Here is a 19271-nt window from a genome sequence, read left to right as displayed (position 1 = left end):
AAAGAATCAGTTGTTCTTTTCAATTAAAATTTCAATAATAGACACATTAGTCTTTTCGTTGTTAAAGTTTTCAATTTCTTCAGTAGAAATTTGAATATCAGTAACATCAGACTCCGGTACAAACCTATTTCTGACGATTTCAGCAGTGTCAACGGCACGACTAATAGCTTTACCCCTGGCTCTTAAAAGAACACTTTCTGAGCCTTCATTAAACTGTGTAACTACTGCCAAGACGTAATTCATTACAGGTTTACTACCGACAAATATAGTATTATTCTCCATATTTATTTCACCATATTAAGTTTAGGTCAATTAATGTATATAAAATTTTACATCCTATGGTAAAATTAGCAAATAAAGGTTATAAACTGATGAATAATATTTAATCGATATTTAAAACATTTAATAATAAAATAAAAAATAATTAGAAAATAAAAAAATAATTAAATAAATTATAAAAAATTAATTTATTTTAGTTCGTTTAATCAATAACAATTTATTAATTGAATCTAAAACAGCTAAAATACTAGCCATGACAATATCCTGGTTGGTTGACCTACCAGTGGATTTATTTCCGTCAGGATCTGAACTTATAACAAATACTTCAGCTAAAGCATCAGTACCACCAGTAATAGCTTCCAAATTATATTCTTCAAGTTCAATATCCATAGTATCCTGAATCAATAATCTAATGGCATTTAAGGCAGCATCAACAGGTCCAACACCAGTGCTGGCAGCTTCTTTTTCCACACCATCGATTTCAAGTTTAACTGTGGCTGTCGGTGAAACACCTCCACCTGATGAAAGTCCCAAACCCTTCAAGACAATAGGGGTTTCACGTGCTGATGACAGCTCAGTTATTGCAATAGCTATTAAATCATCATCAGTAACACACTTACCACTATCACCTAAAGACTTAATCTCATCAAATACCTTACAAAATTGCTTATCATCCAAATCAATATGATAATCTTTTAACTTTGATTTTAAAGCATTGGCTCCGGTGTGTTTTCCCAAAACAATACGCCTTGAATGACCAACCATCTCAGGTGAAATAGGTTCATAGGTAGATGAGTTGTTTAAAATTCCATGAACATGAATACCTGATTCGTGGGCAAAGGCATTGGCTCCGACAATCGGTTTGTTGACAGGCATTTTAACACCAGTAAAACGACCTACCAAATTAGATAGACTATACAGTCTTGTTGTATCAAGACCCAAATCAATTCCATAAGCTACTTTTAAAGTTATGACAAGTTCTTCAAGAGAACAATTTCCGGTTCTCTCACCCAAACCATTGACAGTGACGTGAGCCTGATTGGCTCCACATTCAATGGCAGTTAGAGTATTGGCAGTGGCAAGTCCAAAATCATTGTGGAAATGAACACTGATAGGTGTTTTGAAATTGTTTTTAATGTCTGTTATTAACTCACGGGTTACAACGGGAGTCAAAACACCAACAGTATCAGGAATATCTAAAAAATCCACACCGGCATCTACAACATTATTAAACACATCAAACAAGAAGTCCCTTTCAGTTCTTGTTGCATCTTCGGCTGAAAATTCAACAGTGAGGCCGTGATCTTTTGCATATTCAACCGCTGAAACTGCAGTTTCAACAATTTTTTCCTTTGACATTTGAAGCTTGTAGTCACGATGCAATGGGGAAGTTCCGATGAATGTATGAATATATTCTAAATCGGCATCCAAAACAGCGTCAATGTCTGAGGTTAGTGAACGTGCAAGACCAACTAAAGTAGAATCTAAATCCATTGATTTAATTTCACGAGCTGATTCAACTTCAGCATTAGAAGAAGCAGGAAAACCAACTTCTATTTTATCTACGCCCAAATTATTGAGTTTGGTAGCAATTTGAATTTTTTCATCAACGGTCAATGCAACACCTGGTGTTTGCTCACCGTCCCTTAGAGTTGTATCGAAAATATAAATTTTATCTGAAAGGTTCATATTTTCATTTTTTAGAGTTTCCATATTTTTCATTAATACACCTTGATTAAAATATTGAAATATGAGTTAATAATTTTAATTGTTAAAGATAGAAAATTATTTTCTACCTTTAAACTTCTTAACGAGAACAACTGCAACGATAATTACAATAATTAAAACTGCAATTGAATAAAACATCTGTACTGAACCGGGTACTTCAGATTTATTGATATTTAGGGAATATAAATATCCTGAATCGTCACCGAAAAATAAGCTATTGCCATTTATTACAGGTGAGGATGTTATTGCAGAGTTAAATAAAACTGTTCCCGGATTGTAAGTGAACTCTTCTAAACCTGTGTATTTATTTAACACATAAAAAACACCATTATTTGATCCGAAAGCAACCAAATTATCTTTAAGGGCGGGTGTGGATAATACCTTATTACCAGTTGAAAAATTCCATTTGATTGTTCCGTCACGATAATCTAAACAATATAAACAGCCATCAGAAGACCCGACATATAAACTGTTATCATATTCATCGACGGTCGGTGAGGAGATTACATTATCATTTAAATCCACACTCCAACTTAAATCCCCGTCTTCTTTTAAACAGTATAAATTACCATCTGAAGAACCGAATACCACTGAATCATTTACATAACTTGGAGAGGACAACACTTCATCTCCAGTTGTAAATTCCCAATTTTTATCTTCATCGGTTCCAATTGAATACAACTTGCAATTAGTAGAGCCTATGTAGATATTGTCTTCAACAACAATAGGAGAAGATTTTAATTCACCGCCTAATTTCTTATTAAAAACTTCATCACCGGATTTATCAACACCGTATAAATGACCGTCATTGCTTCCGAAATAAATTACATCATTATAATATACAGGAGTTGACTCAACGTCTCCACAATCATATTCCCATGCAATTTCATGGTTTTTAATGTTAATGGCTTTAAGACCATCTTCACAACCGATGTATAATCTATTATCGTGGACAATAGGTGAGGAACTTGATTTTGAATCCAAATCTATATCCCATTCCTCTTCACCAGTTTCCATGTCAATGGCTTTTAAGATTCCATCAGCTGAAACGACATAAATATAATCGTTGTAAATTGCAGGTGAAGAATGGATTGGTGATTCTATGTTAAATGTCCAAAGATTAGTTACAAAATCTGAACTTCCATCCCTGTAGGCAGTGTGATCAACACCTCCAGCAAATGAATTCCAATTTTCAGCAGCAATTGGAGATAAACATAAAAGACAAATAATTAAAGAAATTAATACTTTTTTATACATTTTAAAACCTCCTATACATCCCTATTAAATCGTTTTACACCCATTATGAAGAATAATACTGTAAAACCTAAAAGAATTACCAAATCCAACCAAACATCCCCTAAGGTTTGACCTTTAAGCATTATACCCCTCATTGCATCATTAAGATAAGTTAATGGGAATAGGTAAGCTAATTTTTGGAAAATCCATGGCATTGTTTCAATTGGATAAAATACACCGGAAACAAACATCATTGGCATGGAAAATGGCATGACTATCTGGGCATAATCCTCCTGAGTTTGGGTTCTTGCGGAAAGCATAATACCAAATCCTACAAAACACAATGCACCAATGACTAAAACAATGAATGTTTGAAGAATTCCACCTTTAATACTAACATTAAATAATAAAATAGCCATTGCAATCAGTATTAATGCCCTAAGCAGTTCAATCAATAATTTTGAGGCAATTTTACCACCAATAACGGTTGAAACTGAAGTAGGAGTCATGAATAATCTTGCAAGCTCACCGGTTTCTCTTTCACCGGCAATAGTTGCTCCCATACCCATCATACAGCTCATCATCACTGTCATTCCAAGAACTGCAGGAACTAAAAAGTCAATATATTTAATGTTTCCATAAATTCTGTTAATGTGTAAACTAATGTCATCCTTGAAATTGTTAAGGGAATGAACAACAGACGGTTCAATTTCAGCATCCTGAGTTGAAACACTAGTTTGAGAGGCAACCATATTAGATAATCTGTAAAAAATTCCTTGAGTTGAGGATTCAAGAATTTGAGCTGCCATTTGATCTGATGAGTCCAAATAAAGCGTTACCGATTTTTGAGTCGATGAATCCTCATCATAATCAGAAGGTAAAATAATCGCAGCTTTTACATTTCCTGAATTAACAAGCTCCTTTCCCTCATCCAAATCATCAATAACTTTAACAACATGATATGTTTCTGTAGTCTTAATTGTGTCCAAAGTTAAATCTGTTAAATCACCATGGCTTTGAGAAACAACAACAATAGGCAAATCTGTCATTTCCCCGCCCATTCCATAACCAAATAATAAAATCATTATTATCGGAAAGACAATAATAGCAACCAAACGGCTAGGATGTCTTTTTAGAGAAATTAATTCCTTTTTAATCATCCACCAAAATTTATCAAGCTCTATCATTTTCATCGACCTCGGAAGTTGCTTTTATGAATACGTCTTCAAGTGAAGGTTCTTCTGTATAAATTGATTTTATAATACCTCCAGATGAATAAATATCATTTAATACGTTTTGTACAGCTAAATCATCGAAACTATCAATTCTTAAGTTAATACGTCCATTGTGAGCAATTTCAATGCTATTAACATTATTTGATTTTCTGATAGATTCAATAATTTCATCATTCTGATTTTTTAAAAGAATTGACATTTTTCTACTACTAATATTGCTTATATCCTCTTGAGTAGATGTTGAAACTTTATTTTCCTTGGAAATTTTATCCAACGTATTTACCATTTCATTTCTATTATCTTCCAAAAGAGAATCTTTAAGGCCTTGTGGAGTATCATAAGCCACTAAATTACCTGTATTAATAATTCCAACATTATCACATAGCATATCTACTTCATGCATATCATGAGAACATAAAATAATAGTGTGGCCATTGTCGTTCAGTTCTCTGATTAAATCCCATAAAGTACGTTTTGTTGTTGGATCAAGACCTATGGTTGGTTCATCTAAAAATAAAATTTCAGGTCTGTGAACTAAACTAGCAACAAGAGAAGCCTTTTGCTTTTGACCACCAGACAGCTGACTTACACGTTTATCTTTTGCATATTTGATGTCAACAAGTTCCATCAAATCTTCAATACGTGAATCTCTTTCATTTCTTGGAACTCCGTAAAAATCAGCACACATCTGTGAGTTTTCCATTATTGTCAAATCCTTATACAAACTGACTTGTTGCGGAACCATTCCCAAAAGATTTCTAACCTCATTGGGGTTTTTTCTAATATCATAACCGCCAACTGTAGCGCTTCCTGAAGTAGGTTGAATTAAACAAGTAAGCATTTTAATTGTTGTAGTTTTACCGGCTCCATTTGGACCTAACATTCCAAAAATACTTTTATCGGGAATTTTTAAATTTAGAGATTTAACTGCCTTAAAATTATTGTTATAAACTTTCGTAAGATCAAAAGTTTCAATTGCATTTTTCATTGTTAATCTCCTTTCCAGTCATATCTTCAATATATTCAATCCAGGAGGGGTGAGTTAAAATTGAACTCATATATTTTCGAATACTATTTAAAACTAACTCGCCCTTAGGAGTTATTGAATAATATTTGACCCTTTTATTGTTTTCATTAACTTTCCATTCGCCAATAATTAATTCATTTTTTTCCAATTTTGATAAAATCGGATAAATTTTACTTGAATTAATATTATTTTCACATTCAATATCATCAAAGTTAAAAAAATCATCTAATTTCTTCATAATCCCATATCCATGGATTGACTGTTTGGAAATAATCCATAAAATTAGATTATGAGTAATTCCATTAGTAAAATATTTTATGATTTTTTTAGGGGTTTTTTCTTCTATCATAATTCACCATATGTCAAAAATTGATATATGTTAATATTTATTATATTGAAAATTCATATATTTAAATATGATTATAGGATTTACAACACTTGCACTATTTATGAAAGATCACAACCATATCATTAATCTGGCTAAAAAACACGATTTTGAAATGATTGAAATACTGGCCGAAGAGCCTTTTTATACAAAAGATAATTTAGAATTTAAGGATTGTGGCCTTGATATAAGAATGCACGCTGCAACAGTGGACATTAATATAGCTAGTATAAATTCAGGAATCAGGGATGAAAGTGTTCGCCAGATGATATTCTGCGGGGAATATGCTGAAAAAATAGGTGCAAAAACAATAACAGTACATCCCGGAAAAATCGGCAGAAACGAACCACGTCTCAGAAACTGGGCACTTGAAATGGCAATAGAAAGTGTCGGAAAAATAATCGATAACACCAATGTGGAAATCTCAGTGGAAAACATGCCTGTGCGTGAAGCATTTTTAGCAAACAAAGTTGAGGAACTTGAAAGAATTCAGGAAGAAACCGGTTGTAGCCTAACCATAGACACAGGTCATGGAAACACATGTGGTAACCTGGAAGAAATGCTTGAGTTAAAAAACATTAGCTATTGTCATTTAAACGATAACAATGGAATAAAAGACCAGCATATAACTTTAGGTGAAGGAACACTCGATTTGGAATTATTAAAAAAGATTGACATTGGAATAATTGAATTGAATAATTTTAATAATATTTTAAAAAGTAAGGAAGTTATTGAAAACTTATAACTTCTATATTATTTTTTTAATAGTTATTAGTTATAAGTTATAACTTATAAGTTAAAAGATATAATTTCATAATAGAAACAATATTATATCAACAGAAAAAATAAATAAAAATATGAAAAGGGAAACTAAAGAGCTAATTTTAGATGGTAAACATTATTGCGCTGAAGTAGAAATTGTAGAAAAAAGCGATAGTAAAAGTTTGCTCCAAATGTATAACTTATGGAATAAATTATCAACCAAATTAAATGAATATGGATGTAGAAGGCTTAATTTTCCAGAAATTAGTGAATTAATATTTTGTTTAGTTTATGATTGTTGGAGAGTAAATAATGTCTCAGGTATTGAACATAGTTCTTTTGATTGTTATAACCCTAAAACACAATCTAGAATACAAATAAAAGCTACAAGTGTTAAAGATGATTTAACATCATTTGGACCTAGATCAATATGGGATGAACTTTATTTTATGGATTTTTATCCAAATGAAACATACGATGGTTGTTTTGATGTTTATTTAATTCCAAATGAAAGTGTTTATAACTATCCAATGAATAGAAATGAAACATTTAGAGATCAGCAAAAAAGAGGAGTGAGACCTCGTTTTCATATTAAAAAAAGTTTAATTAAACCACTTAAAATAAAACCAATTGGTAGTTTTAATTTAAATGATTTATAAATTTATTTTTTAACTAAATCTAAAATTTCACTGACAGCCTTTTCAATCCAATAACTGGCAATTGGTGGAACAGCTTCACCAATTTGAGCTCTAATTTCAGAAGTTTTACCATTGAATAGATAATTATCAGGAAATGTCTGTAGTCTAGCTCTTTCCCTATTAGTTAATCCTTGTCTGTCATATTCATAATGATATCCACCAGTCCCCCCTCCACCATATGCAATAATAGTTGGAGAAGGTTTTAAAGGATGAATTCTTTTATAAATATTGCTCATAAGACCTTTAACTTTCCATTCAGTATTATCTACAGCTTTGAAGTTATAATAAGGTGGAATGTGATGCATCCTTTCAATAACTTTTCTATTACGTCTGCCTCTGTTATTAGAATCATCTAAAAATTGCTGTTCATCAACTTTTTTACCTAAAAATCCAAGGATTTCTAAAATTTCTTTATGTTTATCCATTGCATTTTTAAATTCATCATCAGTTACTTTATCAATGTTATTAGCTTTGAAATAATCTTTTTTAATATCAAAATCTAAATTCTGAAATTCTTCAAACCATTTAATTGCAGATTCATTATCTATACCATCCATTGAATGTTCAAATTCTTTAATAATTTTAACATATTGATCATTTAAATCTGTTAAAACTTTCCCTTCAAATACTTCTAAAGGAGTGATAGGATATTTATTTAATAATTGATTAAAAAGATACTCATTAATAATTTCATAAACTTCATTACAAACCAATTCTTTTTTAAGACCAATGATGATTAATCTTTTTCTTGCTTGAGGAGCACCAATATCTGCAATATTTAAAATATCATTGTAGATTAATTCATAACCTGCATTAATAAAATCTTCCTGAATAGCTTCGTAAGCAGCGCCTTTATTAGCTGAAACCATACCAACAACATTTTCAAAAACAAAAACTTTAGGATTACTAGATTCCAAAATTCTTAAATATTGTTCATATAATTTTCCTCGAGTAACGGTAAATCCAGCTCTGTTATCACTACCTCTTAAAACAGAAAAATCTTGACAAGGCGGACCACCCATTATCACATCAGTTTTATTAGAAACCTTTAATTCATGAACATCTCCACAAACAGCAACACCAACTTCATCATTATAGTTGTTGATATCCTCTAGAGGAAGATTATGATTATCTGTATATGTTTTTAGATGTGGTTTTAAAATTTCATTAGAAACTATTAATTCATAATTATTTGAATTATGAAACCCCCAATCTAGCCCACCTGCACCAGTGAAAAGACTAATAATTTTATTTTTCATAATTATCCTCCATTAATTTTGATTTGAGTACTTCAGATATTACTGAATTTTCTAAAAGCCAGAATAAAATAATATTTCTGACTACTTCAGAATCACTATTTCCTAATTCTCCTTTGAATTTTTGAAGAAGGTTATATTGTTCTATAGTAAAATTAACTTGTACTCTTTTAATATTATCACTCATATTTACACCATATTAGAGTATTATTAGAGTATAATCTGTGTATCTTAATATATTTTCAATAATATTTAAATCTATCGCAAGTGCGACAGTGTGTAAAATCACTTTTACACACTTTAAAAAAGAATAATTATTTAAAAAATAAAATTTTTATTATAAAAATTTAAAAGAGGAATAAAAATGATAAATAATGAAAATCTAAGTATTCTAAAAGTGGATATAACTAAAAAAGACTTATATAGAACCTGCTATTGGACCGCACTAAAATACAAAAATGACAGAAACCATTACCAAAAAGTTGGGAATAAAACTGAGATGATTGGTTGTTATTTAGATCATTGGATACAAAAACTACCTGAAAGATTAATATTAAACCAACTAGTTGAAAAAAAAGATTATTCAATAGTTGAGGATAATTTTATTTATGGTCAAGACACAAAAAAGAATTCTCCTGATTTAATTGGTCTAAAAAAAGAAAACAAAATTATTCCATTAGCTTTATACAATAATGGAAATTGGAAAATGGTTAAAAATGCTCCTTTTGTTGAAGTAAAAACATTTAAAAATAATCAATTGTTAGTAACAATACCTGAATCACAATTTGATGATGATAAATATTACGTAATAGTAAAATCTAATTTAAAAGAAGATTATTTATTGAATATCTTTGATGATAAATTCTATGAAAAATGTGATTTAGATGAATTTGAAACATATAGTGACTTAGTTTTATCAGATGATAAATTAATTAACCCATCTAAAGTGGAAAAACCTAAAAATATAGGTTCATATGAGCTATTAGGTATATATAAAGGATTTCAGATAAAACAAATAGCAATAATGGCAGAAAAAAACAAATATTACTATTTGAAATCAATTAGAAATAAAAACAGTGAAAACAAGATAAATAAAGAATTAAAAAATGGATTATATTGTCATTCCAATAATGAAATTTTATGTTGTCCATTTTGTATAAAAAAAGAAGACAAAGATTCTAAAATCATCTGCAAAAATGAAGGAAAAACATTTATTGATGTTTTAGTTGAAGGAAAAGTTAGAATTGATAATTATGAATTAAATGATGGAAACTATCGTCTTAAATTCGAAAAATTTGATAAAACATCAGAATCAATTGAAGTTATAGTACCTAGAAATACATTGCAAGTTGTATTTGATTCCAAACATGAAGAATTGATTAAAGAATTGGATGAATTTGTTAAAAATCAATCATTGTAACGTCAAAGATATCTTCAATAACATAATCTGTCTTGTCCAACATCTTTGGAGAGACTTCTTCCTGTTGTTCAATGGTCAGCACACTAACATCAGCCTTTTTAAACGCTAAAATATCGTTTAAACCATCCCCAACCATCATGACCTTATAGCCAGCATCCTTTAAGATAGACACTACCTCACATTTGCCTCTAGTAGAAACAGTTCCATAGGCATTGTCTTCTGGAACATCCAGCATATTGGCCAATCTGTTAATGGCGCCTTTTCTGTCTCCTGAAGCAATATAAATTTCTATTCCACGAGATTTCAAGGTTTCGATTGTCTCAAATACTTTCGGGAAAAACTTACCAGCGGAAGTAATGGTATATGCAACAACACCCAAATCCATATCAACAATTAATGCAGATCCATTGCACAATTCCATTTGTGGAATTTTTTCACGTAAAATGTCAAATCCATCAGTGATGTCTGAAATGGTGGTTGACTTTTCATTGTCTAAAATATCCTTAACCTCAGCTTTGGAAACCTGTTTTGTTGAAAAGCTGATATCAAAGTCAATGTCATATTCTTTGATAACATCGGAAATTAAGGTATCCTGATTTAATTTTAAAAGTTTATTTGTGTTGAATTGAAGAACAACCAAAGCCAATGAATCGGCTGCATCAATTAAATCAAGTGAGTTAATGTCAGTGAATAAATTTCCATTTAAAACATCCTTAATAACTCTGTATCTTTCAATTAATGTTCCTGAGTTATCAAATACTATAGCTTTTTTCATGATTATAAATATATCAAAAAAATATTTAAAAGTTTATGAAACTTTATAAACTTTAAAAAACAAAATAGAAATATTATAAATTTACGATTATTTTAGGTGTTTTAATGAACGTTATTGAAAAGTTAAACTCCATTAAAAATGGAGAAATGACAGCTAAAGAAAATGTAGAAAACTTCATTAAAGTTATCGATGAAAATAACGAAACCATTAATGCATTTCTTGAATTAAATAAGGAAAATGCATTATCACAGGCAGAAGCTATCGATGAAAAAATAGCTAATGGAGATGAAGTTGGTGCTTTAGCTGGTCTTGTATTTGGTATAAAAGCAAACATTAATGTTGAAGATATGATTATTTCAGCAGCTTCCAAAACCCTAGAAGACTACATTGGAAGTTATAACGCTACTGTTGTTGACGAAATCCTAAAAGAAGATGGAATAATCATTGGTATTTTAAATATGGATGAATTTGCAGCTGGAAGTTCAACTGAAACTTCATACTATGGACCTACCCAAAACCCAAAGGCTATGGGCAGAATCCCTGGTGGTTCATCTGGTGGATGTGCAGCAGCTGTTGCAGCTGAAATGTGTGATATATCTATCGGCTCTGACACTGGTGGGTCTATCAGAAACCCAGCATCCCACTGTGGTGTAGTAGGATTTAAACCAACATATGGTGCTGTTTCAAGACAAGGATTACTCGATTTATCAATGAGTTTGGACCAAATCGGACCTCTTGCAAATGATGTAAGCGGCATTGCAATTGCACTAAATACTATTGCAAAATACGATGAAACCGAATGTACAACCCTAAACTGGGATAAACCAGATTTCACCGAAGTATTGGATGATACCAGTCTAGAAGGCATGAAAATAGCTGTATGTAAAGAATTCATTGATGTTACCGATGAAGAAATCAACAAAACTGTTAATCAAGCTATCAATAAATTAGTTGACGCTGGTGCTGAGCTTGTTGAAGTTAGTTTCGATTATATTGATTTATGTTTACCAACATACTACTTAATCAACTACGTGGAATTCTTCTCCGCTACAAGAAAATACGATGGAAGAGATTATGGTTCCAGAATTGAAGAAGTATGTGGAGATGAAGTTTTAAGAAGAATCAAAATCGGTTCTCACATTGCAGAAGCTGAATTTAGTGGTAAATATTACAAACAAGCATTAAAAGCAAGATCTGTTATTAGAGGTGAAATTACCTCAATGCTTGAAAATGTTGATTTAATTGTAGGTCCTACAGTTCCAAAACTTCCTCACGAAATAGGTCAAGAATTAGAACCTATGGAAATGTATGCTTACGATATTTTAACAGTAATAGCTAACCTTGCAGGAATTCCAGCAGCAAGTATACCTGCCGGTGAAGTAGATGGTATTCCTGTTGGATTGCAAATACAAGCTAAACCATTAGATGACTTAAAAATTATTAAAGCTATGAGTGTTTTCGAAAACACTCAATAATTCTCTTTTTTTAAAATTTTAAACTATTAAAGTGTGAATACAAAAATAATTTTACACTTGAAATACACCTTTATATACTTTATAAAATAAACTTATATTCAGAGGTTATTTTATGACAAGAATTGGACTTGCCTATATTAGTGGAGCGGTTCCGGGATTTGAAGATTTTGGAAATTTACCAACAGATATTGTTAAAGAAAACGGATTAGTAAATGGTAATAAGGCTTCAGAAGAATTAGATGCATTAATTATTCCTGGTGGAACATTAATCGAGTCAAATGATATAAATATGGATTTAAATACAGAAATTAAAAAAATGGCCCGTGATGGAAAACCAATTATAGGAATATGTGCCGGATTTCAATTATTATCTAATCAAATAGATATCGGTAGAAAATCCCCAGTCCCTATCGTAAAAGATGGTTTAGGGCTAATCGATGTAAATTTCTCACCATTAATTACAAGTGATCGTGTAAAAGCAAAAGTATTTAATAACTCATTTTTTGTAAAAAACCAAACTGAAGACGTTGATGGTTTTCATACACACACTTACGGTAAAGTTGAAGGAGATGCTAAACCACTATTTTATTCTCAAGTTCAAAGAATGAATTATGGAGATACAAATGAAAAAGGAGACTATAACATATTTTCTGGTGCATGTAACGATGATGGAAACGTTATTGGAACCATGATTCATGGAATATTAGATGAAAATCCAGTTCTTGTAGAAAATCTATTAGAACAAATAGATGCTACAAACATTGATGAAATTTACAATAGAAATATCGAAGTAAAAAAATTCCTTCAAAGTGAAGTTGGAATAAACACTAACATAAAAATACCTGAAATTACACCAAATGAAAAACCTAAATACCTAATGATTGGAAGTAATGGGTCCGATTCCGGTAAAACATTTATTTTAACTGGCCTTGCAGGTGCACTTAGAAAAAGAGGATATAAAGTTGCACTTCTAAAAGTAGGCCCGGATGTACGTGACATTATACCAGGATTATATTTGACAAAAGGTAAAATGGAAGACTTTGCCTCTGTAAAAATTGGACACTTAGGCTGGAAAGATATTGAATCTACAATAAAAAAATTGAACTCATCAGACTATGACATTGTATTGATTGAAGGTGTAATGAGTGTATTTACAGGATTGTTAAATGAAAAAGTTCCATTTTCAGCAGCTGAAATTGCAATGTCATCAAATATCCCAATGATATTAGCTTCAGGTGTTAATAAAGGTGGAATTGAATCAGCAGCTATAGATTTGGTTTCCCATGCAAATATGCTTGAAAAATTCGGAGTCTCTGTAGAAGCAATATTACTAAATAAAGTTTACAACGATAATATATTCGACAATGTAGTTCCATATATTCAAAACAACACAAATGTCAAAAAAGTACTAAAACTTCCTAAATTAAAATCAGCTGATATGAGAGGATTTATTCCTGAAGTTGAAATAAGATATGAATTATTCACTCATCATGCAATGGAATTAATCGAAAACAATCTAAATATTGATGAAATAATCGCTATGGCCCGTGAAGTCGAATTTAATAAAATTTACTCCTTTGATGAAATCAAAAGTAAGGTGATTTAATGGCACTTAACTTAAGCCCTGAAAAAGGTGTTAAACTCACAAAAAAAGACCGTGCACATGTTTTAAAAAAAATTAAACAGGGTTGGAAAGCAACTTGTTTTATTCCTGATTATGTGTTTGATGAAAACGGTGACATACAAATCGGGTCTGATAAAAATCGTCGTATTGTAAGGGTTGTTAGAATAAAAGAAGACGGAATTTACATTGAAAACGCCCTAAAAAGTAAGACATTACGTATTGTATGGGATAAAATTGCCTTAATAGGTAAATCAAAAGAAGTCAAAGATGGTATAGAAATAAAAATGCATGACGGTAAATACGTTGCCTTTAGCATCTATAATTCCTATAAAATCCAACAAATAACACAATTCATTGTAGAGTATATTAATAATAAAAAATTTAATAATGCTAATATGTATAATTAGCCTATTCTAAATATTTGTTAATGATGTCTTCGCCTCTAAGTAAAACCAAATCGTTTTCTTCGGCGTATTTGCGAGCATCAGCAATTGAAGTAGCTTGTCCGGTTTCACCATCCATCATTTCACAAACTACACAAACAGGAGTAACACCAGCTAACTCACATAATGCAAGGCCAATCTCTGTGTGTCCTTGTCTGTTTTTAACAAGCCCATCTGCTCCTCTTAAAAGACATACATGACCTGGAGACCTAAAAGTAGCTCCAAATTCATCAAATCTTTCTTCTTTCATCATTAAAGCCATTTCACTAATGGTCATTGCCCTATCATGGTCAGTTACACCAGTGAAAGATTTTCTATGATTTGCCCAAACTGAAAAAGATGATCTTTCATCGTATGGAATGTCAGTAGGTGCAAGTTCAGCCAATTCTGGGAATTTTTCGGTAGCTGCTTTCATGATATCAACCATAAATGGTAAATGAATAGCTTCACAAAAATCAGCATGTAAACAATTGCAGATTAAACCACCAGCGTCGTTTCTCATGGTTGCAATTGATTTAGGGGTTACAAACTCAGAAGCGATAATCATATCAACTTCTCCTTCCCTATCATCATCATCGAAAACTAGTACAAACTCACCATTTCTAATGGCTTCTAAAGCTTTATCTAAATTTGTTTCTTGATTCATAGTAACATCTCCTTATTTACTAGAACCAGGGTTAAAAATAACTAAACAACTATTTTTTCTCTTCCATCCGGACTGTCACCGTCGGTTTTGGAATTTCACCAAATCAACACGTTTTTTGTGCTCGTGGACTTATTTTTTAAAAATCACCACCGGTGGGGAATTGCACCCGCCCCTGAGAACGTATTATCAAATATATTCATCATGTATAAAATACTTTTTGGTAAAAAATCAAAATTCAAGAGATACAATATCCTCATCTTTAAGGTCTAATTTATCTCTTAATTTATCCTCAGCGATAAATTCTAAATAGTTTTCATCATGGGTAGTTTTAGCTGGAAAAACAATTGCTCCATTAATATCGTCATTTAATTTTGCTTCAATATATTTAACAGCTCCAAAACCTTCATCAGGTTTTATTAAATTTTCACAAGAGTCTTTAATTTCATTTATTTCATCTAAATACTCTTCACTGACAACAACATTTAATGTTCCAGGATAGGGAACAAAACCTAAATTTTTCTTAAATTCGTTGGTGTAAAAATCTTGTGATAAAAAAAACGCTGCTTTTCCAAGGCCGGTTGTAACTTCCCCATTAATTTTCATAAAACACCCTCATTCTATAACAATACATTAATTCTTTTAATTTATAAATATTTTTGAAGAAATTTATTTAACAATTAAAAATAATAAGTATTACTATAACAAAATTTTTACAGGGTAATACAAATGGAAATAAAAACTATCTCAACAGACGTATTAATCATCGGATCTGGTGGAGCAGGTTCAAGAGCTGCTATTGAAGTTGACGATGCAGGTTTAAAAGCTATTATTGTATCTAAAGGTTTATCATTTAGGTCAGGATGTACTGGAATGGCAGAAGGTGGATACAATGCTGTTTTTAAAACCGTTGATAAAAACGACTCAATTGATGCTCATATTCATGACACTCTTAAAGGTGGAAGCTATCTCAATGACAAAAAGCTAGTTGAAATACTTGTCAATGAATCACCGAAAAGATTAATAGATCTTGAAAATTATGGTGCATTATTTGACCGTCAAGAATCAGGCGAAATCGATCAAAGGCCTTTTGGTGGTCAAACCTATAGAAGAACCTGTTATCAAGGAGATAGAACAGGTGCTGAGTTATTAAATGCATTAAAAGAAGAAATCATTAAAAGAGATATTGAATGCATTGAAGAAGTGATGATAACTTCACTTGTAACTGATGGCAATCAAGTAATCGGTGCTACTGGTCTAGATTTAAAAGATTCAAGTTTAATATACTTTAAAGCAAAATCTGTAATACTTGCTAGTGGAGGAGCTGGACAACTATACCCTGTAACATCCAACACCTTCCAAAAAAATGGAGATGGTTTTGCTATAGCATATAGAGCCGGAGCCAATCTGGTTGATATGGAACAAATCCAATTCCACCCAACAGGAATGGTGGCACCTGAATCTAAAAAGGGAGTATTGGTAACTGAAGCCGTAAGGGCAGAAGGTGGAAAGCTCATCAATACTGATGGTGAAAGATTAATGTCAAAATATGCTCCAGAAAAAATGGAACTAGCTACACGTGACGTTGTTGCTCGTTCAATTTATCAGGAAATTATTGAAGGAAGAGGAACTGAAAATGGAGGAGTTTATCTTGATATCTCACACTTAGATGACGACTACATTGATGAAAAACTCGAAACAATGGTTTTACAATTTGAAAATGTTGGTGTAGACATTAAACATGGGCCAATCGAAGTAGCTCCAACAGCGCATCACTTTATGGGTGGTTTAAAAATAAATACTGACGCTTCAACATCCCTTAAAAACCTATTTGGTGCCGGAGAAGTCTGCGGTGGAGTTCACGGAGCAAACCGTTTAGGTGGAAATGCCCTAGCCGATACACAGGTATTTGGAAAAATAGCGGGTGTGAGTGCATCTGAAGCCTGCAAAACCACTGACTTAAAGACAAATGACAGCGAAGTTAAAAAAGAAGCTTCAAGAATTGAAAATCTAATTAAAAAAGGCACTATAAAGCCTAAAGAGTTTAAAAATAACATCAAAAATTTAATGTGGCAAAAAGTAGCTATTGTAAGAGATGAAAAAACCTTAAACGAAGCTTTAAAAGAACTTCTAGAAATGAAAGAAGAGCTTGTTAATTTAGATGTTAGTGATAAAAAACAATATAATAATGACCTTGTAACAGCCCTTGAAGTAATAAATATGGTTGAAATTTGTATTTTAACCGTTAAATCTGCAATCCTACGTAGGGAAAGTAGAGGAGCACACTTTAGATCTGATTTTCCTGAAACTAAAGATGAATGGAAAAGAAGTATTGTAATAAATAAAGAAAAAATAGAATTTGAAGCTAGATAGCTTCTTTTAATTCTTTAATAGCTTGTCTAGCCTTATCATAAATTTCTTGTTCATCCAATACGGTCAACTCTTTATTTTCCATTAATATTTTACCATTACAAATGGTTGTATCAACATTAGAACCATTAGCTGAGTAAATAACATTAGAACTTAAATAAGAACTATCCGGAACCATATTGGCTGAATTTGTATCTATTAAAATAATATCTGCTTTTTTACCAACTTCAATTGAGCCTATCTCATCATCAAGGCCTAAAGCTTCAGCGCCTTTAATAGTACCCATGGCTATTGCTTCATCTGAAGTTAAAACCTTAGGGTCAAGAGTTGATACCTTTTGAAGTAGGCTTGCTGTTTTTAACTCTTCAATTAAATCTAAATTATTATTTGAAGAAGCACCATCAGTTCCAATAGAAACACAAATATCATTTTCAATTAATTTGGAAACAGGAGCAATTCCTGAAGCCAATTTCATATTACTGCATGGGTTATGTGATACTTTAACATTGTTTTTCTTAATTATTTCAATCTCGTTATCACTTAACCATACTGAATGTGCAGCAACAACATCAGGACCTAAAAATCCAATCTTATCCAAATATTCAAATGGCCTTAATCCTTTTTCCTCAGATACGTCATTAATTTCCTTTTGAGTTTCACTTACATGAATGTGGATTCCCATATTGTATTCATCAGCTAACTCACGGACTTTAACTAATAACTCTTCAGAAGCCGTGTATGGAGAATGAGGACCGAAAAATACTTTAATTCTTCCATCAGCCATTCCATTGCAGGAATTATATAATGTTAAATTTTCTTTAATTTCGTTTTCACGTCTTTCGCTGTCTCCAAAATCAATCATTCCATATGACAATACTGCTCTGATTCCTGCCTCATCAACTGCACGGGCAACATCTTCCATATAAAAGTACATGTCTGAGAAAGTAGTTGTTCCTGACTTGATAAGTTCAACTGCCCCCAAAAGAGCACCAATATAACAATAATCACCATTAAGATTAGCTTCCATTGGCCATATATGATCATTTAACCAACTATCTAAACTCAAATCGTCTGCTAATCCTCTAAATAAAGTCATTGATAAATGAGTATGAGTATTAACTAATCCTGGAAGTAAAATCTTTCCAGTGGCATCAATAATTTTATCTACATTATTTTCTTCGATTCCATCTGAAATTTCAGCAATTATATCATCTTTGATTAAAACTGATTTCTTTCCTTCAAAATTTTTGTTTGGACTTAAAATAAATGCGTTTTTAATTAAAATAGTATTATCACTCATAATAACACCTAAAAAAAATAAAAAAGATAATTAGCTAATTTATAAGTTTTTGATAGCTAATTTAATATCATCTGCTTTAACAGTTTTACGTTTTGCGATTTTAGCAACATTGTTTGCTTCTTTAGCAACATCACGAGCAACTTCTTCTAAGTATGCAGCTAATTCAGCTTTTGCATCTTCGCTAACTCTTTCTGCACCAGATTCTTTAATAATTCTTGCGATAGGAGCTTTTGGTATTTCAGACATATTTTCACCTCACAAAATTCAATTAAAACTTATGATTATAACAGCCAAAATCATAAGTTAAATAACATATAAGATAACCTTATATTTAAATATTTTGCAAAAATAGGGGATTTTACACAAAATAAGATAAAAATAATAACACAAAATTAATTATAACTTATAATAATTATTACTATGAAAAAAAAATATTAATAATAAGGATATAATAAAATATAACTGGAAAAAAATTTTGAGAGATATGATGAAAATAAAAATTGCTGTTCCTTCTAAAGGAAGAATAAGTGAACCTTCTATAAACATCTTAGAAAAGGCAGGTTTAGGATTAATTGATAAAAGCAATCGCAAACTAATTTCTAAAACATTTAATGA

20 protein-coding genes, 1 pseudogene and 1 riboswitch are annotated in these 19271 nt (G+C 31.3%); of the genes and pseudogenes, 8 read left to right on the top strand and 13 right to left on the bottom strand.

Annotated features, from left to right (window positions below):
* Nucleotides 1–6 precede the first annotated feature (6 nt).
* From albA to ACKI32_RS05765, 6 genes are all read right to left on the bottom strand, one after another.
* Complete coding sequence (gene albA / locus ACKI32_RS05790; RefSeq protein ID WP_407414422.1) at nt 7–282, bottom strand: DNA-binding protein Alba; 276 nt, start codon at nt 280–282, stop codon at nt 7–9.
* Nucleotides 283–462: 180 nt separating this feature from the next.
* Nucleotides 463–2001: a 2-isopropylmalate synthase gene (locus ACKI32_RS05785; RefSeq protein WP_407414420.1), complete on the bottom strand. Its 1539-nt coding sequence runs from the start codon at nt 1999–2001 to the stop codon at nt 463–465.
* Nucleotides 2002–2064: 63 nt separating this feature from the next.
* Nucleotides 2065–3264 carry a PQQ-binding-like beta-propeller repeat protein gene (locus ACKI32_RS05780; protein ID WP_407414418.1) on the bottom strand — a complete coding sequence of 400 codons (1200 nt, stop codon included), beginning with the start codon at nt 3262–3264 and terminating at the stop codon, nt 2065–2067.
* A gap of 11 nt (nt 3265–3275) precedes the next feature.
* Nucleotides 3276–4430, bottom strand: a complete 1155-nt coding sequence (locus ACKI32_RS05775) for an ABC transporter permease (protein ID WP_407414416.1) — start codon at nt 4428–4430, stop codon at nt 3276–3278.
* Nucleotides 4417–5466 carry an ATP-binding cassette domain-containing protein gene (locus tag ACKI32_RS05770; RefSeq protein ID WP_407414414.1) on the bottom strand — a complete coding sequence of 350 codons (1050 nt, stop codon included), beginning with the start codon at nt 5464–5466 and terminating at the stop codon, nt 4417–4419. Before ACKI32_RS05770 ends, ACKI32_RS05775 begins: the two co-directional genes overlap by 14 nt.
* Nucleotides 5450–5854 carry a PadR family transcriptional regulator gene (locus ACKI32_RS05765; RefSeq protein ID WP_407414412.1) on the bottom strand — a complete coding sequence of 135 codons (405 nt, stop codon included), beginning with the start codon at nt 5852–5854 and terminating at the stop codon, nt 5450–5452. Before ACKI32_RS05765 ends, ACKI32_RS05770 begins: the two co-directional genes overlap by 17 nt.
* Before the next feature lie 67 nt (nt 5855–5921).
* Here ACKI32_RS05765 and ACKI32_RS05760 point away from each other — a divergent pair, with 67 nt between their 5' ends.
* Nucleotides 5922–6635, top strand: coding sequence for a sugar phosphate isomerase/epimerase family protein (locus ACKI32_RS05760; RefSeq protein ID WP_407414410.1), 714 nt, complete (start codon nt 5922–5924; stop codon nt 6633–6635).
* Between the two features lie 112 nt (nt 6636–6747).
* Nucleotides 6748–7311, top strand: coding sequence for a Bsp6I family type II restriction endonuclease (locus ACKI32_RS05755; protein ID WP_407414408.1), 564 nt, complete (start codon nt 6748–6750; stop codon nt 7309–7311).
* Between the two features lie 2 nt (nt 7312–7313).
* On the opposite strand, the gene ACKI32_RS05750 is transcribed toward ACKI32_RS05755, so the two are convergent.
* Both ACKI32_RS05750 and ACKI32_RS05745 read right to left on the bottom strand, forming a co-directional pair.
* On the bottom strand, nt 7314–8609 hold the full coding sequence (locus tag ACKI32_RS05750) for a DNA cytosine methyltransferase (protein ID WP_407414406.1): 1296 nt from the start codon (nt 8607–8609) through the stop codon (nt 7314–7316).
* Entirely contained in the window at nt 8599–8793 is a 195-nt protein-coding gene (locus ACKI32_RS05745) for a CopG family transcriptional regulator (protein ID WP_407414402.1), read from the bottom strand. The genes ACKI32_RS05750 and ACKI32_RS05745 overlap by 11 nt, the downstream gene beginning before the upstream one ends.
* 177 nt (nt 8794–8970) lie before the next feature.
* Between ACKI32_RS05745 and ACKI32_RS05740 the strand changes: the two genes are divergently transcribed.
* Nucleotides 8971–10026 (top strand): hypothetical protein, encoded by a 1056-nt coding sequence (locus ACKI32_RS05740; protein WP_407414400.1) that lies wholly within the window; start codon nt 8971–8973, stop codon nt 10024–10026.
* On the opposite strand, the gene ACKI32_RS05735 is transcribed toward ACKI32_RS05740, so the two are convergent.
* A complete protein-coding gene (locus ACKI32_RS05735) occupies nt 10007–10801 on the bottom strand; it encodes an HAD family hydrolase (protein ID WP_407414398.1) in 795 nt (264 codons plus the stop codon). The genes ACKI32_RS05740 and ACKI32_RS05735 overlap by 20 nt on opposite strands.
* Nucleotides 10802–10905: 104 nt before the next feature.
* Here ACKI32_RS05735 and gatA point away from each other — a divergent pair, with 104 nt between their 5' ends.
* The 3 genes from gatA (at nt 10906) to ACKI32_RS05720 (ending at nt 14307) form a co-directional block, all read left to right on the top strand.
* Nucleotides 10906–12276 carry an Asp-tRNA(Asn)/Glu-tRNA(Gln) amidotransferase subunit GatA gene (gene gatA, locus ACKI32_RS05730; RefSeq protein ID WP_407414396.1) on the top strand — a complete coding sequence of 457 codons (1371 nt, stop codon included), beginning with the start codon at nt 10906–10908 and terminating at the stop codon, nt 12274–12276.
* Between the two features lie 112 nt (nt 12277–12388).
* Nucleotides 12389–13882 carry a DJ-1/PfpI family protein gene (locus ACKI32_RS05725; RefSeq protein ID WP_407414394.1) on the top strand — a complete coding sequence of 498 codons (1494 nt, stop codon included), beginning with the start codon at nt 12389–12391 and terminating at the stop codon, nt 13880–13882.
* The gene (locus ACKI32_RS05720) at nt 13882–14307 is read left to right on the top strand and encodes a hypothetical protein (RefSeq protein WP_407414392.1); all 426 of its coding nucleotides are present in this window, start codon (nt 13882–13884) and stop codon (nt 14305–14307) included. The genes ACKI32_RS05725 and ACKI32_RS05720 overlap by 1 nt, the downstream gene beginning before the upstream one ends.
* 1 nt (nt 14308) lies before the next feature.
* Here the strand turns inward: ACKI32_RS05720 and ribB are convergent, their stop codons facing one another.
* Nucleotides 14309–14989 carry a 3,4-dihydroxy-2-butanone-4-phosphate synthase gene (gene ribB / locus ACKI32_RS05715; RefSeq protein WP_407414390.1) on the bottom strand — a complete coding sequence of 227 codons (681 nt, stop codon included), beginning with the start codon at nt 14987–14989 and terminating at the stop codon, nt 14309–14311.
* A 51-nt stretch (nt 14990–15040) separates the two neighbouring features.
* A riboswitch (FMN riboswitch) is annotated at nt 15041–15173 on the bottom strand.
* Between the two features lie 44 nt (nt 15174–15217).
* Nucleotides 15218–15592 (bottom strand): DUF120 domain-containing protein, encoded by a 375-nt coding sequence (locus tag ACKI32_RS05710; protein ID WP_407414388.1) that lies wholly within the window; start codon nt 15590–15592, stop codon nt 15218–15220.
* A 123-nt stretch (nt 15593–15715) separates the two neighbouring features.
* Between ACKI32_RS05710 and tfrA the strand changes: the two genes are divergently transcribed.
* The gene (gene tfrA / locus ACKI32_RS05705) at nt 15716–17359 is read left to right on the top strand and encodes a fumarate reductase (CoM/CoB) subunit TfrA (protein WP_407414386.1); all 1644 of its coding nucleotides are present in this window, start codon (nt 15716–15718) and stop codon (nt 17357–17359) included.
* Here tfrA and ACKI32_RS05700 read toward each other — a convergent pair.
* Nucleotides 17352–18656, bottom strand: a complete 1305-nt coding sequence (locus tag ACKI32_RS05700) for an amidohydrolase family protein (protein ID WP_407414384.1) — start codon at nt 18654–18656, stop codon at nt 17352–17354. The two genes, tfrA and ACKI32_RS05700, sit on opposite strands and share 8 nt — an antisense overlap.
* Nucleotides 18657–18695: 39 nt before the next feature.
* The gene (locus ACKI32_RS05695) at nt 18696–18902 is read right to left on the bottom strand and encodes a histone family protein (RefSeq protein ID WP_407414382.1); all 207 of its coding nucleotides are present in this window, start codon (nt 18900–18902) and stop codon (nt 18696–18698) included.
* A 241-nt stretch (nt 18903–19143) separates the two neighbouring features.
* On the opposite strand from ACKI32_RS05695, the pseudogene ACKI32_RS05690 reads away from it, so the two are divergent.
* Nucleotides 19144–19271 (top strand): annotated as a pseudogene (locus ACKI32_RS05690) (ATP phosphoribosyltransferase); the annotation flags it as partial.

This window comes from Methanobrevibacter sp., from assembly GCF_045611865.1.
Classification (GTDB): Archaea; Methanobacteriota; Methanobacteria; order Methanobacteriales; family Methanobacteriaceae; genus Methanocatella.
The sequence above is the reverse complement of the archived record's forward strand: the minus strand, read 5'-3'. Positions and strand labels throughout refer to the sequence as shown.

Bases quoted from the DNA above. Each gene is read 5' to 3' on its own strand.
- albA (WP_407414422.1), bottom strand. From the start codon at position 282: ATGGAGAATAATACTATATTTGTCGGTAGTAAACCTGTAATGAATTAC.
- ACKI32_RS05785 (WP_407414420.1), bottom strand. From the start codon at position 2,001: ATGAAAAATATGGAAACTCTAAAAAATGAAAATATGAACCTTTCAGAT.
- ACKI32_RS05780 (WP_407414418.1), bottom strand. From the start codon at position 3,264: ATGTATAAAAAAGTATTAATTTCTTTAATTATTTGTCTTTTATGTTTA.
- ACKI32_RS05775 (WP_407414416.1), bottom strand. From the start codon at position 4,430: ATGATAGAGCTTGATAAATTTTGGTGGATGATTAAAAAGGAATTAATT.
- ACKI32_RS05770 (WP_407414414.1), bottom strand. From the start codon at position 5,466: ATGAAAAATGCAATTGAAACTTTTGATCTTACGAAAGTTTATAACAAT.
- ACKI32_RS05765 (WP_407414412.1), bottom strand. From the start codon at position 5,854: ATGATAGAAGAAAAAACCCCTAAAAAAATCATAAAATATTTTACTAAT.
- ACKI32_RS05760 (WP_407414410.1), top strand. From the start codon at position 5,922: ATGATTATAGGATTTACAACACTTGCACTATTTATGAAAGATCACAAC.
- ACKI32_RS05755 (WP_407414408.1), top strand. From the start codon at position 6,748: ATGAAAAGGGAAACTAAAGAGCTAATTTTAGATGGTAAACATTATTGC.
- ACKI32_RS05750 (WP_407414406.1), bottom strand. From the start codon at position 8,609: ATGAAAAATAAAATTATTAGTCTTTTCACTGGTGCAGGTGGGCTAGAT.
- ACKI32_RS05745 (WP_407414402.1), bottom strand. From the start codon at position 8,793: ATGAGTGATAATATTAAAAGAGTACAAGTTAATTTTACTATAGAACAA.
- ACKI32_RS05740 (WP_407414400.1), top strand. From the start codon at position 8,971: ATGATAAATAATGAAAATCTAAGTATTCTAAAAGTGGATATAACTAAA.
- ACKI32_RS05735 (WP_407414398.1), bottom strand. From the start codon at position 10,801: ATGAAAAAAGCTATAGTATTTGATAACTCAGGAACATTAATTGAAAGA.
- gatA (WP_407414396.1), top strand. From the start codon at position 10,906: ATGAACGTTATTGAAAAGTTAAACTCCATTAAAAATGGAGAAATGACA.
- ACKI32_RS05725 (WP_407414394.1), top strand. From the start codon at position 12,389: ATGACAAGAATTGGACTTGCCTATATTAGTGGAGCGGTTCCGGGATTT.
- ACKI32_RS05720 (WP_407414392.1), top strand. From the start codon at position 13,882: ATGGCACTTAACTTAAGCCCTGAAAAAGGTGTTAAACTCACAAAAAAA.
- ribB (WP_407414390.1), bottom strand. From the start codon at position 14,989: ATGAATCAAGAAACAAATTTAGATAAAGCTTTAGAAGCCATTAGAAAT.
- ACKI32_RS05710 (WP_407414388.1), bottom strand. From the start codon at position 15,592: ATGAAAATTAATGGGGAAGTTACAACCGGCCTTGGAAAAGCAGCGTTT.
- tfrA (WP_407414386.1), top strand. From the start codon at position 15,716: ATGGAAATAAAAACTATCTCAACAGACGTATTAATCATCGGATCTGGT.
- ACKI32_RS05700 (WP_407414384.1), bottom strand. From the start codon at position 18,656: ATGAGTGATAATACTATTTTAATTAAAAACGCATTTATTTTAAGTCCA.
- ACKI32_RS05695 (WP_407414382.1), bottom strand. From the start codon at position 18,902: ATGTCTGAAATACCAAAAGCTCCTATCGCAAGAATTATTAAAGAATCT.